The organism is Halovulum marinum (genome assembly GCF_009697225.1).
GTDB classification, from domain to species: Bacteria; Pseudomonadota; Alphaproteobacteria; order Rhodobacterales; family Rhodobacteraceae; genus Halovulum; species Halovulum marinum.
In genome coordinates this window covers 1-12,901 of record NZ_WIND01000074.1, presented here as the reverse complement: position 1 = coordinate 12,901, position 12,901 = coordinate 1, and the positions used below count along the sequence as shown (strand labels likewise).

The 12,901-nt window shown below is 69.9% G+C and carries 12 protein-coding genes; 4 read left to right on the top strand and 8 right to left on the bottom strand.

Annotation, left to right across the window (positions count from 1 at the left end; all coding sequences use genetic code 11):
* From GE300_RS22550 to GE300_RS22525, 6 genes are all read right to left on the bottom strand, one after another.
* The gene (locus tag GE300_RS22550; protein WP_154449802.1) at positions 1–912 is read right to left on the bottom strand and encodes a hemolysin family protein; all 912 of its coding nucleotides are present in this window, start codon (positions 910–912) and stop codon (positions 1–3) included.
* A 42-nt stretch (positions 913–954) separates the two neighbouring features.
* Positions 955–1,458, bottom strand: a complete 504-nt coding sequence (gene ybeY / locus GE300_RS22545; RefSeq protein WP_154449801.1) for an rRNA maturation RNase YbeY — start codon at positions 1,456–1,458, stop codon at positions 955–957.
* An 8-nt stretch (positions 1,459–1,466) separates the two neighbouring features.
* Positions 1,467–2,489: a PhoH family protein gene (locus GE300_RS22540; RefSeq protein WP_233417336.1), complete on the bottom strand. Its 1,023-nt coding sequence runs from the start codon at positions 2,487–2,489 to the stop codon at positions 1,467–1,469.
* A 114-nt stretch (positions 2,490–2,603) separates the two neighbouring features.
* Positions 2,604–3,950: a tRNA (N6-isopentenyl adenosine(37)-C2)-methylthiotransferase MiaB gene (miaB, locus tag GE300_RS22535; protein ID WP_154449799.1), complete on the bottom strand. Its 1,347-nt coding sequence runs from the start codon at positions 3,948–3,950 to the stop codon at positions 2,604–2,606.
* Positions 3,951–4,051: 101 nt separating this feature from the next.
* Positions 4,052–4,465, bottom strand: coding sequence for a MucR family transcriptional regulator (locus GE300_RS22530; RefSeq protein ID WP_154449798.1), 414 nt, complete (start codon positions 4,463–4,465; stop codon positions 4,052–4,054).
* Positions 4,466–4,676: 211 nt separating this feature from the next.
* Entirely contained in the window at positions 4,677–6,698 is a 2,022-nt protein-coding gene (locus GE300_RS22525) for a M3 family metallopeptidase (RefSeq protein ID WP_154449797.1), read from the bottom strand.
* 181 nt (positions 6,699–6,879) lie between these two features.
* Between GE300_RS22525 and GE300_RS22520 the strand changes: the two genes are divergently transcribed.
* From GE300_RS22520 to GE300_RS22505, 4 genes are all read left to right on the top strand, one after another.
* Positions 6,880–7,437 carry a hypothetical protein gene (locus GE300_RS22520; protein WP_233417335.1) on the top strand — a complete coding sequence of 186 codons (558 nt, stop codon included), beginning with the start codon at positions 6,880–6,882 and terminating at the stop codon, positions 7,435–7,437.
* A 106-nt stretch (positions 7,438–7,543) separates the two neighbouring features.
* Positions 7,544–10,042, top strand: coding sequence for a GcvT family protein (locus GE300_RS22515; protein ID WP_154449795.1), 2,499 nt, complete (start codon positions 7,544–7,546; stop codon positions 10,040–10,042).
* Positions 10,043–10,447: 405 nt separating this feature from the next.
* Positions 10,448–10,669: a hypothetical protein gene (locus GE300_RS22510; RefSeq protein WP_154449794.1), complete on the top strand. Its 222-nt coding sequence runs from the start codon at positions 10,448–10,450 to the stop codon at positions 10,667–10,669.
* 48 nt (positions 10,670–10,717) lie between these two features.
* The gene (locus GE300_RS22505; protein WP_154449793.1) at positions 10,718–10,924 is read left to right on the top strand and encodes a hypothetical protein; all 207 of its coding nucleotides are present in this window, start codon (positions 10,718–10,720) and stop codon (positions 10,922–10,924) included.
* A 104-nt stretch (positions 10,925–11,028) separates the two neighbouring features.
* On the opposite strand, the gene GE300_RS22500 is transcribed toward GE300_RS22505, so the two are convergent.
* A complete protein-coding gene (locus tag GE300_RS22500; protein WP_154449792.1) occupies positions 11,029–12,018 on the bottom strand; it encodes a threonine ammonia-lyase in 990 nt (329 codons plus the stop codon).
* Positions 12,015–12,854, bottom strand: a complete 840-nt coding sequence (locus GE300_RS22495; RefSeq protein WP_325063375.1) for an alpha/beta fold hydrolase — start codon at positions 12,852–12,854, stop codon at positions 12,015–12,017. The genes GE300_RS22500 and GE300_RS22495 overlap by 4 nt, the downstream gene beginning before the upstream one ends.
* Between the last annotated feature and the right edge of the window lie 47 nt (positions 12,855–12,901).

Below are 12,901 nucleotides of genomic sequence, written 5' to 3'. Positions count from 1 at the left end.
CTATTCGGCCGCGCGGTCCAGGATCGCGCCGGGGCGCAGCCGCACCCGGATGCGCTTGACCGTGCGCGGATCGGCATCGACGACCTCGAACTCGTGGCCCTGCGGGTGCGGGATCACCTCGCCGCGCAGCGGCACGCGGCCGGCCAGCATGAACACCAGCCCGCCCAGCGTGTCGACGTCCTCGTCCAGCTCGTCCGCCAGCAAATCGACGCTGGCCAGTTGCTCGAAGTCGTGCAGCGGCGCGCGCGCCGAGCACAGGTAGACGCCCGGCGCCTCCTCGATCCAGTAGGCGGCGTCCTCGGTGTCGTGCTCGTCCTCGATCTCGCCGACGATCTGCTCGACCAGGTCCTCGATCGTGACCAGCCCGTCGACGCCGCCGTATTCGTCGATCACCAGCGCCATGTGGATCCGCTCGGTCTGCATCTTCTGCAGCAGCACGCTCATCGGCATCGACGGCGGCACGTACAGCAGCGGCCGCAGCAGATCCTTGACGTTGAATGAGTCGTCATGGCCGTTGAAGCCGAAGCGCAGCGCGACGTCCTTGAGGTGGACGAAGCCCAGCGGCGAGTCCAGCGTCTCGTTGAACACCGGCAGCCGGGTGAAGGTGCTGTCGCGGAACACGGTGACGACCTCGTCGAGGGGGGCGGTTTCGGGCACGCCGACCACGTCCGCGCGCGGCACGGCGACGTCCTGCACGCGCACGTCGCGCATGCGCCGCACGTTCAGCAGCATCGCGTGTGCGCTGCCCGATTCGGACATCGTCACCTCGTGATCCTGGTCGTCGGACCCTGCCTCCTCGGGGCGCAGCCCCAGCAGGCGGTTCAAAAACTGGAGGCGGCTGCCCGCCTGCTCTTGATCCTCTAGGGGCGCGCCCTGCGCCGCACTAGACGATCCGTCGGTATTGTCGCCCATGGCTCCCGTGCTCGAAACGCGGCCCGCAAGCCGCCTTGTCCTTCAGTATGGTGATCCGATACCCGCCGAGGCAAGGGCCCGGACCTCGAGATTTTCCATTATCTCGGCATCGGTGTCGATTTGATGATCGTATCCAAGCAGATGCAGGCAGGCATGCAGGATCAGGTGCAGAATGTGATGATCGGCGGGAATCCCCGCCGATTCGGCCTCGGCCATCACCGTCTCGAAGGCGATGGCGATGTCGCCCAGCGCCACTGCGCCGGTCGGATCGTCGGGGATCGCGCGCACCGGCGCGCCGCCGGGCCGGTCCGGGAACAGGTCCAGCGCCGGCCAGGACAGCACGTTGGTGGCGTTGTCCTTGCCGCGGAAGGCGCTGTTCAGCGTGGCGATACGGGCGTCGTCGCAGGCCAGCAGCGCGATCTCGACGTCGCGGGTGGCGATGCCGGCGTGGCGCAGCGCCAGTTCCGCCGCCTGCTCGGCCAGCGCGGGCAGGGCGGTCTTATTCCAGCGCGGGTCCTCGATCACCAGATCGACCAGCTCGGGCATCGGCGCGGTCAGGCGTCCCGGCCGTCGGCGGCGTCGTAGGCGTCGATGATCCGTGCCACCAGCGGGTGGCGCACCACGTCGACCGCCTTGAACTGCGAAAAGCCGATGCCCTTGACGCCGCGCAGGATGCGCTCGGCCTCGAGCAGGCCCGAGGGTACGCCGCGCGGCAGGTCGACCTGGGTGCGGTCGCCGGTGACCGCCATGCGGCTGCCCTCGCCCAGCCGGGTCAGGAACATCTTCATCTGCATCGCGGTGGCATTCTGCGCCTCGTCCAGCACCACGAAGGCGTTGGCCAGCGTGCGGCCGCGCATGAACGCCAGCGGCGCGATCTCGATCTGCTTTTCCTCGATCAGCTTCTGCACCTGGCGGCCGGGCAGGAAGTCGTTCAGCGCGTCATAGAGCGGCTGCATGTAGGGATCGACCTTTTCCTTCATGTCGCCGGGCAGGAAGCCCAGCCGCTCGCCGGCCTCGACCGCGGGCCGCGACAGCACGATCTTGTCGACGTGCCCGTCCAGGAACATAGACACCGCGGCGGCCACCGCCAGATAGGTCTTGCCGGTGCCCGCCGGGCCGATGCCGAACACCAGCTCGTGGCTGAACAGGTTGCGCACATAGTCCTTCTGCGCCGGGGTGCGCGGCTCGACCAGGCGCTTGCGGGTGCGGATCTCGACCCGGTCGCCCTGGAACATCTCCAGCTGGGTGGCGTCGTCGGCGGGGCCCGGCTCGGTGCGCCGGTTGCCCATGCGGATCGCGGCGGTGACGTCGCCCTGCTCGACCTCGCGGCCCTGCTCCAGCCGCAGGTAGAGCGCCTCGAGCGCCTCGGCCGCGCGCGCCACCGAATCCTCGGGGCCGTGCAGCACCAGCTCGTTGCCGCGGCGGGTGATCAGGATCGACAGCGCCTGCTCGATCTGCGCGAGATTGCTGTCGAATTCGCCGCACAGCGTGATCAGCAGCCGGTTGTCGGGAAAGGAAAGCGGACGCTCGATGAGAGGGCCGTCTTTTGCGGTGGTCTCCAGGGCTTCGGTCGCCAAGGTGTCTCCGTCACTGAGGGCTTCGCCTGGCGTCATCGTGCCCAGCGCCGCGCGCGAGGGCAAGCGGAAACCGGGTCGCGTGCCTGTCACAAAGCGGAGCGGCGCCGCCCCCTGTCAGGCGGCGCCGGCGTCGGCAAGCGCGCCGGCCAGCGAGTTCGGCTCGGCCGCGGTGATCCGCGCGGCGACGATGCGGCCGGCCAGCGCCGGGTCGGCCTGCATGTGCACCGCCTGCAGAAAGGGCGAGCGGCCGACCATCTGCCCCGGCATCCGGCCGGGCTTTTCCAGCAGCACCGGCAGGGTGCGGCCGACCATCGCCTGCTGGAACTCGGCCTGGTGACGCGACAGCAGCGCCTGCAGCCGGTGCAGCCGCTCGGACTTCACCTCCTCGGGCACTTCTTCGCGCCCCGCCGCCGGGGTGCCGGGGCGGGCCGAGTACTTGAACGAATAGGCCTGCGCGTAGCGCACCTTCTCGCACAGCTCGAGCGTGGCCTGGAAATCTTCCTCGGTCTCGCCGGGAAAGCCGACGATGAAGTCGCCCGACAGGGCGATGTCCGGGCGCGCGGCGCGGATCCGGTCGAGAATCGCGAGGTAGCCGGCGGCGGTGTGCTTGCGGTTCATCGCCTTGAGGATCCGGTCCGAGCCGGACTGCACAGGCAGGTGCAGATAGGGCATCAGCTTGGCGATCTGCCCGTGCGCCGCGATCAGATCCTCGCCCATGTCGTTGGGATGGCTGGTGGTGAAGCGGATGCGCTGCAGCCCGTCGATCCCGGCCAGTTCGCGGATCAGCCGGGCCAGTGTCCAGTCGCCGTCCTCGCCCGGCCCGTGATAGGCGTTGACGTTCTGGCCCAGCAGCGTGATCTCGACCACGCCGCGTTCGACCAGATCGCGGGCCTCGGCCAGGATGCGCGCGGGCGGGCGGCTGGCCTCGGCGCCGCGGGTGTAGGGCACCACGCAGAAGGCGCAGAACTTGTCGCAGCCCTCCTGCACGGTCAGGAAGGCGGTCGGCGCACGCCGCGCCTTGGGGCCGCGGGCGGGCGGCAGATGGTCGAACTTGTCTTCCTGGGGAAACTCGGTGTCGAGCGCGCGCTGGCCGGCGCGCACCTTCGCCTCGAGGTCGGGCAGCCGGTGATAGGCCTGCGGGCCGACGACCAGATCGACCGCCGGCTGGCGGCGCATGATCTCCTCGCCCTCGGCCTGGGCGACGCAGCCGGTCACGCCGATGCGCAGATCCGGGTTCGCGGCCTTCAGCGGCTTCAGCCGGCCCAGTTCCGAATACACCTTCTCGGCCGCCTTCTCGCGGATGTGGCAGGTGTTCAGCAGGATCATGTCGGCGGCGTCGGGCGAATCGGTGGGCTCGTAGCCGGCGGCCTCCAGCGCGCCGGACATGCGTTCGCTGTCGTAGACGTTCATCTGGCAGCCGTAGGTCTTGATGAACAGTTTCTTCGGCTTCGGCGCGGTCATCGGGCGGCCCCTTGATGCGAAACGGCGCCGGGGGCCCTGCGGCCCCGGCGCCGCCGGGTTCTATCGCGAAGCGGTCCGGCCCGCAATCGGGCCCGGCCGGCTTACTTCCTGGGCTTGCGGCCCAGGCCGATCTTCTTGGCCAGTTCCTGCCGCTTGGCGGCGTAGCTGGGCGCGACCATCGGGTAGTCGGGCTTCAGCCCCCATTTCTCGCGGTATTCTTCCGGCGTCATGCCGTAGGCCGCCATCAGATGCCGCTTGAGCATCTTCAGCTTCTTCCCGTCTTCCAGACAGATGATGTAGTCGTTGGTCACCGACTTCTTGACCGGGACCGCCGGGACTAGCTGTTCGGGTTCTTCCTCTTGCGGGCCGGACAGCGTGTTCATCGTGTCGAAGACGGATTTCAGCAGTTCGGTGACCTGGTCGGGCTGAACCGTGTTGTTGCCGACATAGGACGACACGACCTCTGCGCTGAGCGCCAGCAACTCGGTCTTGTCGACGGTTTGTTCTTCTGCCATTTCCGACTTCCTTCCGTGGGCGGGACTTTTGCCGGTCATGTTTGCGACCAGACAAGAGATCGCCCGCTTTATTCACTACAGGGGTTATATTGTTCGTTTTCCGGCGCGACAAGGGTCGGCGAGCGAAATACTTCGCAAAATATGTAAAATCGCCGGCGGCGACGTCATCACTTTTCAGTAATGCCTTCGCCTTTAGAAGGGTCGAGTTGCGTCAGGCGGTCAGGCCGCGTTGTTTCAGAAGCGCTGCGACTCCCGGCATCTTTCCTCGGAAAGCGGTATAGAGGGCTTCTGCTTCGGCCGAGCCGCCGGCGGACAGGATGTGCCGTTCCAGCGCCTGCGCGGTCGCCGGATCGAAGATGTCGCCGGCCTCATCGAAGGCGGCGAAGGCGTCGGCGTCCATCACCTCGGACCACATGTAGGAATAGTAGCCCGCCGAATAGCCGTCGCCGGAGAACACGTGCGCGAAGTGCGGCGTGGCGTGGCGCATGACGATCGCCTCGGGCATGCCCAGTTCCTGCAGCACCTGCTGCTGCCGCGCCATCGGCGCGTCCGTCGCCGGGCCGGTGTGGAACGCCAGGTCCACCAGCGCCGAGGCGGTGTATTCCACCGTCGCGAAGCCCTGGTCGAAGTTCTCGGCCGCCAGCAGCCGGTCGCGCAGATCGTCCGGCATCGGCGCGCCGGTCTCGGCGTGGCGGGCATAGCCGCCCAGCACCTGCGGCGTGGACAGCCAGTGCTCGTACAGCTGGCTGGGCAACTCCACGAAATCGCGCGCCACCGAGGTGCCCGAGACCGTGGGATAGGTCACGTCCGACAGCAGCAGGTGCAGCGCGTGGCCGAACTCGTGGAACAGGGTGCGGGCGTCGTCGAAGGTCAGCAGCGCCGGCTGCCCGGCCTCTGGCTTGGCGAAGTTGCAGACATTGAGCACGATCGGCCGCACCTCGCCGTCCAGTTTCGACTGGTCGCGGAACCCCGAGCACCACGCGCCCGAGCGTTTCGAGGCGCGGTTGAAGTCGTCGGCGATGAACACGCCCATGTGCCGGTCGCCCTTGCGCACCTCCCAGGCCTGCGCGTCGGGATGGTGCAGGGGCACGTCCAGCTTCTCGAACGACAGGCCGAACAGCTTGCCGGCGCAGTCGAACGCCGCCTGCCGCATGTTGTCCAGTTGCAGGTACGGCTTGACCTCGGCCTCGTCGATGTTGTGCTCGCGCTGCTGCAGGATGGTGGCGTAGTGCCGCCAGTCCCAGGGCCGCAGGTCGTCGTTGATCCCGTCCTCGCGCATCAGCGCTTCCAGCTTTCCGGCGTCGCGCTGCGCCTGCGCGCGGGCCGGGGCCCAGACCGCCATCAGCAGTTCGCGCACCGCCTCGGGCGTCTTCGCCATCTGCGTTTCCAGCTTGTACGAGGCGAAATCCCCATAGCCCAGCAGCCGGGCGCGTTCCTCGCGCAGCTTCAGGATCTCGGCCACCAGCGGCAGGTTCGCGCGGGCGTCGTGCAGCGCGCCGCGCGCCGTCCAGGCGGCAAACGCTTTCTCGCGCAGATCGCGGCGTTTCGAGAACTGCAGGAACGGCACGATCAGGCTGCGCGACAGGGTGACGACATGGCCCTCGCGCCCACGCTCGGCGGCGGCCCCGCGCGCGGCCGAGCGGACGAAGTCGGGCAGGCCGTCCAGGTCGTCCCCGGTCAGCGGCATCAGCCACTCTTCCTCGTCCTGCTGCAGGTTCTGCCCGAACGCCGTGCCCAGTTCCGCCAGCCGGCCCATCACCGCCTTCAGCCGCGCGCGCCCGGCGTCGTCCAGCTGCGCGCCGGCGCGCACGAAGGCGCGGCGGGTCAGCATCAGCACGCGTTCCTGCTCGGGCATCAGGCCAAGCGCGTCCTTGCGCGCCCACAGATCGTCGACGCGGGCGAACAGCCGCTGGTCGGTCATGACGTCGGACTGGAACGCCGACAGCCGTGGCGAAAGCGCCGTCTGCTGCTTGCGGATCTCGGGGCTGGTGTCGGTGCCGGCCAGGTTGAAGAACACCCCCGCCACCCGGTCCAGCAGCTTGTCGGCGCGCTCCATCGCCGCGATCGTGTTGGCGAAGCTCGGCGCCTCGGGGTTCACGGCGATCGCGGCATAGGCGGCGCGGGCCTCGTCCAGCGCCTGGTCGAACGCGGGCGGGAAATGCTCGGGCCGGATCGCGTCGAAGGGCGGCAGTTCGAAACGCGTGTCCCAGGGCGCGGTCAGCGGGTTCGGCATCGGGAAACCTCCATGGTCTGCCGACAAGCTATGCGCGGGCGCGGGCGGGTTCCAGAGCCCGTGGCGGCCGGCGCGCCGCTTTGCTGCATTTATGCCGGATTTGCCTGAAACACTGCTGCCCGATGCAAGGGCGGTCTGGTGTTCCGGGGGTGATCGGATGTCGAACAAAGCTGCGAAATCCGTGGCTGTCACGGGGGGCGGGCTGGTGATGCTCGCCTTCGTCGGCGGTCTCTACGTGACCACGCGCGACGACCCCGAGGCGCTGAGCCGGATCATGGCGCGGGCGATGGGCGCCTCGGTCCCCGAGGACGAGCGGGCCGGGCCGACGCAGCTCAAGCCGCTGTTTTCCGCGATCCCGCAGGTCTACGACGACTGGCAGCGCACCGACTATCTGGGGCTGGACAACGCCCGCGGCGAGCTGGCGCGCCAGGCCGCGATGCTGGGCCTGACCCCCGAGACCGGCGACAGCGTGAGGGACGCGGCCGCGGCGGTTTTCACCAACGGCAGCCAGCGCTTCGTGATCTACATCGAGCGCGGCCGCGCCGCGCGCATCGGCGGCGCCGAGACCGTGCGCATCGCCGACCTGCCGTTCCGGGGCGAGATCGGCGCCGGCAACCTGCTGAACCTCCAGGCGGCCTCGAACGACGGCCTGCGGGTGCTGCTGGTCGGCCGCGCGTCCCCCGGCACCGTCGCGCCGTTCCTCGAGGATCCGGCCTTCGCCAGCCTCGGCCTGCACTAGCCGCATGTCGTTTTCCGGGCGCGTCATGTCGGCCTGACCTGCGCCGGCGCCGCCCGGACCGTCATTCTGTGGTGCGACAGGGCACAGCAGCGAACGGAGCGGCGCGATGAGAACCCAGGTCAAGGCACTGGTCGTCGGCGGTGGCGCGGTGGGCGCGTCGATCGCCTATCACCTGGCGCGCGCCGGCTGGACCGACGTGGCGCTGCTGGAGCGGGACGAGCTGACCTCCGGCTCGACCTGGCATGCCGCCGGGCTGCTGCCGCTGTTCAACATGAGCTACGCCACCAGCCACATCCACGACTATTCGGTCAAGTTCTACAAGACGCTGGAGGAAGAGACCGGGCTGAACGCCGGCTTCTCGGTGGTCGGCAACCTGCGGATGGCGCAGAGCCGGGCGCGGATGGACGAGTTCGAGCTTTACGCCGCGACCGCCGAGACGGTGGGCATTCCCCACGAGTGGCTGACCCCCGCCCAGATCAGGGAGCGCTGGCCGCTGCTCCGGACCGAGGATCTTCGCGGCGCGCTGTTCCACCCCACCGACGGCTACATCAACCCCGCCGACGTCACCCAGGCGATGGCCAAGGGCGCGCGCCAGCGCGGCGTCGAGATCCTGCGCAAGCGGCAGGTCGACAGCTACGAGTGGACCGGCGGCGAATGGATCGTGCGCGGCGCCATCATGGCCGAGCGCGGCGGCAACCTGGTGCCCTCGGGCGAGGAATTCGAGATCCGCGCCGAGCATGTCGTCACCGCCACCGGCAACCATGCGCAGCGCACCGCGAAGCTGCTGGGGATCAAGATCCCGGCGATCCCGGTCGAGCACCAGTACATCGTCACCGAGCCGGACCCGGCGCTGGTCGACTGGCGGCGGCAGAACGGCGAGCACCCGGTGCTGCGCGATGCCGACGCCAGATGGTACGTGCGCGAGGAACGCGGCGGCTGGATTCTCGGCCCCTACGAGGACGGCGCGCCCGCCCGGTTCCCGTTCGACGTGCCCGACAGCTTCCGCGCCGACCTGTTCCCGCTGGATCTGGAGCGGATCGAGGAAGAGTACCTGTCGATGATCCACCGGATCCCGTCGTCCGAGACGGCGGGGCTGAAGGACGACTACAACGGCCCGATCTGCTACACCCCCGACGGCAACCCGCTGGTCGGCCCGGCGCCGGGGCTGCGCAACATGTGGCTGGCCGAGGGCTTCAGCTTCGGCATCACCGCCGCCGGCGGCACCGGCCACTACCTTGCGCAGATGATGGTGGACGGCGAGGCCGAGATCGACATGGCCTCGCTCGACCCCAGGCGCTACGGCGACTGGGTCACGACCGAATACGCGATGCGCAAGAACGAGGAGTGCTACTCCCACGTTTACGTTCTGCATCACCCGGACGAGGAGCGCGCGGCCTGCCGCCCGCTGCGCACCGCGCCCTGCCATGACCGGATGAAGGCGCGCGGCGCACAGTTCGGCTGCGTCAACGGCTGGGAGCGGCCGAACTACTTCGGCCCGCCGGACGCGCCCGAGGGCTTCGACCGCGACGCCCGCAGCTTCCGCCGCGGCGGCTGGTGGCAGTACGCCCGGACCGAGGCGCAGGCGCTGCGCGAAGGCGCCGGGCTGATCGACGCGTCGGCCTTCGCCAAGCACTGGGTGTCGGGGCCGGGGGCGGCGGCGTTCCTGGACTGGTTCACCTGCAACCGCCTGCCCAGGGTCGGGCGCATCAACCTGACCTACGCGCTGACCGAGGCGGGGACCGTGCGCACCGAATACACCATCGTGCGGCGGCGCGAGGACGGGTTCTACCTGGTCTCGGCCGGGGCGTGGGCGGATTACGACCGCGACTTCCTGCGCAAGGCGGCCGAGGACATGCGCGGCACCTTCGGCGAGGTGCTGGTGCACGACGTGACCACGCAATGGGGGGTGTTCGCCATCGCCGGCCCGAAGTCCCGCGAAGTGCTGAACAGGCTGGTGGTCGACGCCGACCCCGGAACGGTCCTGTCCAACGCCCGCTTCCCGTGGCTTTCGGCCCGCGACATCGAACTGAAGATGTGCCCGACCCTGGCGATCCGCGTCGCCTATACCGGCGAGCTGGGCTGGGAACTGCACCACCCGGTGGAGATGCAGAACTACCTGTTCGACCGGCTGATGGAGGCCGGAGAGCCCGACCGGCTGACGCTGGTCGGTGCGCGCGCGCAGAACTGGCTGCGGCAGGAGAAGTCCTATCGCGCCTTCGGCACCGAGCTGGGCCGCGACGCCACCCCGCTCGAGGCCGACCTGCCGCGCTTTGTCGACCTGTCCAAGGAGTTCCGCGGCAAGCGGGCGATGGAGGAAACCGGGATCCGCTCGAAATGCGTGACGCTGCTGGTCGACGGGCCCGAGGATGCCGACCCCTGGGGACGCGAGGCGCTGTACGCCGGCGAGACCCGCGTCGGGCGGCTGACCTCGGGCGGATATTCGGTGGCATTCGGCAAATCGATCGGCCTGGGCTACGTCAGACCGGAGCACGCCGCGCCGGGCACACGGCTGATGGTGCGGATGCAGACCCGGCTGTGGCCGGCCGAGGTGGTCGAGGACAGCCCCTACGATCCGAAGAACGCCCGGATCCGCGTCGACGGCTGAACGCATGTCCTTGTCTGGAAAGCAGGTTTTCCGGTTTTCCCACGGGAATGGCCGGCGCGGGAGCGTTTTCCGAATTGTTTCCATATCCGGAAATCATTGTGATGCGCCCGCGAGCAGCGGCGCGGGCGCGGCGATTGTCACGCGCCCGGCACCGGCCATGCGTGCCGCGTGAGCGGTCTGAAACACGCGGTCTTTTCGTGGATGTTTGAAATCAATGCGTTAGCCTTGACCGCGGCGCGCTGGCTGCGGCCGAATTAATTTCAAGAACTGAAACTTCTCACGATTCCGAGAGCGCGCGGCGCCTTCGACGGCGGTTGATGATCGCCCGGAACGTACCGATATCAGCCCTGTCACCGCAGCAAGCGGGACACTTTGAGAGAAACAATCCAGTTTGGAGATATGGACATGAAAAAGCTCGCTCTGGCCGCCCTGGCCGCTGCCGCCCTCGCCGCCCCCGCCCTTGCCGCCCCCGTTGCCGCGCAGTCCGCGCTCGACGCGCAGGTCGCGCAGTACGTCAGCAACCCCGAGGCGCTGACCATCGCGCAGAAGGCCACCGTCAAGGGCCTGACCGAGGGCGACTACTCGCGCTCGGAACTGCAGAGCCGCATCGACGCGGTCGTGAACTGATCGCCCCGCGCGATCCCCGACAGAAACCCGATTACAGGAGACATTGAGATGAAAACCTTCGTTCTGGCCGCCCTGGCCGCCGCCGCCCTTGCCGCCCCCGTCGCCGCGCAGTCCGCGCTCGACGCGCAGGTCGCGCAGTACGTCAGCAACCCGCAGGCGCTGAGCATCGCGCAGAAGGCCACCGTCAAGGGCCTGATCGAGGGCGATCTTTCGCGCTCGGAACTGCAGAACCGCATCGACGCCGTCGTCAACTGATGCGCCGGCTTCGCGGCCACGCCTGAGCGGACGGGGCTTGCCGGCCCCGTCCGGTACAAGATCAAGGCGGCACCCGCGCGGGCGCCGCCTTCTTCGTTTCCGGATCAGCCGGCGGCGCCGTCGCCTCCGGCCAGCGCCGCGCCGAACAGCGCCGGATCGACGTTGCCGCCGGTGGCGATCACCAGCACCGCGTCGCCCTGGATCGCGTCGCGCCGGAACAGCGCCGCCGCCAGCGCCACCGCGCCGCCGGGCTCCAGCACGATCTTCAGCCGCAGGAAGGCCAGCGCCACGGCGCGCAGCGCCTCGTCGTCGCTGACCACCAGCCCGGGCCCGGCCAGCCGCGACAGGATCGGAAAGGTGATCTCGCCCGGGCTGTCGGTGACGATCGCGTCGCAGACCGAGCCCGAGTCGCGGTCGTTGCGCTCGCGCCGGCCCGACATCAGGCTGCGCGCCACGTCGTCGAAGCCCTCGGGCTCGCAGGGGCGCACCCGCAGGCCCGGTGCGCGCGCCTCCAGCGCCAGCGCCACGCCCGAGGACAGCCCGCCGCCGCCGCAGCAGACCAGCACGTCGGCATGGGTCACGCCCTTGGCCGCGGCCTGTTCGGCCAGCTCCAGCCCGCAGGTGCCCTGGCCGGCGATCACCTGCGGCTCGTCGTAGGGCCGGATCAGGGTCAGGCCACGCGCGGCGGCCAGCCGCTCGCCGATCGGCTCGCGCCGCTCGCCGCCGGCGCGGTCGTAGAGCACCACCTCGGCGCCCAAGGCGCGAGTGTTGTCGATCTTCAGCGCCGGCGCGTCGGCGGGCATGATGATCACCGCCGGCACCTCGTGCAGCTGCGCCGCGCGCGCCACGCCCTGTGCGTGATTGCCCGAGGAATAGGCCAGCACGCCGCGGGCGCGCACGGCACCGGGCAGGGCGCTGACCGCCGCCCAGCCGCCGCGGAACTTGAACGAGCCGGTGTGCTGCAGGCACTCGGCCTTGACCAGCACCCGGCGCCCGGCGATCCGGTCCAGGAACGGGCTGGACAGCAGCGGCGTGCGCCGCACCACCGGCGCCAGCCGTGCGGCGGCGGCCTCGATCATCGCGATGTCGGTCATCCGCGCACCTTCGCCAGCAGCTGCTGCAGCGCCCGCAGCGCCTCGGGCTCGTCCAGGAACGGCACGTGGCCCCGGTCCGGGACGATGGCGGCGATCATGTCCGGCCGCCGCGCCTGCATCGCGGCCAGCGTCGCCGCCGACAGGATGTCCGAGTGCGCGCCGCGCACGCAGGCCAGCGGCACGCCGGCGAGCGCGTCGAACAGCGGCCACATGTCCGGCACCGGCTGCGCCCCGCCGGCGCGCAGCGGCTGCGCCAGCGCCGGGTCGTAGCGCAGCCCCAGCCCGTCCGCCTCGATCCGGAACCAGCGTTCGGCCAGCCGCCGCCAGTCGGCATGCCGCATCTTCGGGAACGCCGCCCGGTTCTGCAGCAGCAGCGCCGCGGCGGCCTCGTCCAGCGTGCGCACCGCCGGCGTCACCCCGACGTAGTCGGCGATGCGCTGGAGGCCGGCGGGGTTGATCTCGGGGCCGATGTCGTTCAGCAGCACCCCGGCCAGCCGGGGCTTCGCGGTCGCCGCCAGCAGCAGCGCGATCAGCCCGCCGCGCGAGGTGCCGACGATCACCGCGCGGTCGATCCGCAGGTGGTCCAGCAGCTCGACCGCGTCGCGCGCCTCGACCGGCAGCTGGTAGTGCGCCGGGTCGGGATCGTAGTCCGACGGCTCGCGGCCGCGCGCGGTCAGCCGCACCATGCGCACGCCGTCGGGGCGCACCGCGGCAAGATCGTCGAAGTCGCGGGCGTTGCGGGTCAGCCCGGCCAGGCACAGCAGCGGCGTGCCGGCGCCGCCGTCGTCCTCGTAGGCCAGCGACAGCCCGTCCGAGGTGGTGAACCGCCCGCTCACAGCCGCGCCGCCAGTTCGGGGATGCCGGACAGGTCGTCCAGCACGTG

Excerpts from the sequence above, each read along its gene's own strand:
- GE300_RS22550 (WP_154449802.1), bottom strand. The coding sequence starts at position 912 with ATGGGCGACAATACCGACGGATCGTCTAGTGCGGCGCAGGGCGCGCCC.
- ybeY (WP_154449801.1), bottom strand. The coding sequence starts at position 1,458 with ATGCCCGAGCTGGTCGATCTGGTGATCGAGGACCCGCGCTGGAATAAG.
- miaB (WP_154449799.1), bottom strand. The coding sequence starts at position 3,950 with ATGACCGCGCCGAAGCCGAAGAAACTGTTCATCAAGACCTACGGCTGC.
- GE300_RS22530 (WP_154449798.1), bottom strand. The coding sequence starts at position 4,465 with ATGGCAGAAGAACAAACCGTCGACAAGACCGAGTTGCTGGCGCTCAGC.
- GE300_RS22525 (WP_154449797.1), bottom strand. The coding sequence starts at position 6,698 with ATGCCGAACCCGCTGACCGCGCCCTGGGACACGCGTTTCGAACTGCCG.
- GE300_RS22515 (WP_154449795.1), top strand. The coding sequence starts at position 7,544 with ATGAGAACCCAGGTCAAGGCACTGGTCGTCGGCGGTGGCGCGGTGGGC.
- GE300_RS22510 (WP_154449794.1), top strand. The coding sequence starts at position 10,448 with ATGAAAAAGCTCGCTCTGGCCGCCCTGGCCGCTGCCGCCCTCGCCGCC.
- GE300_RS22505 (WP_154449793.1), top strand. The coding sequence starts at position 10,718 with ATGAAAACCTTCGTTCTGGCCGCCCTGGCCGCCGCCGCCCTTGCCGCC.
- GE300_RS22500 (WP_154449792.1), bottom strand. The coding sequence starts at position 12,018 with ATGACCGACATCGCGATGATCGAGGCCGCCGCCGCACGGCTGGCGCCG.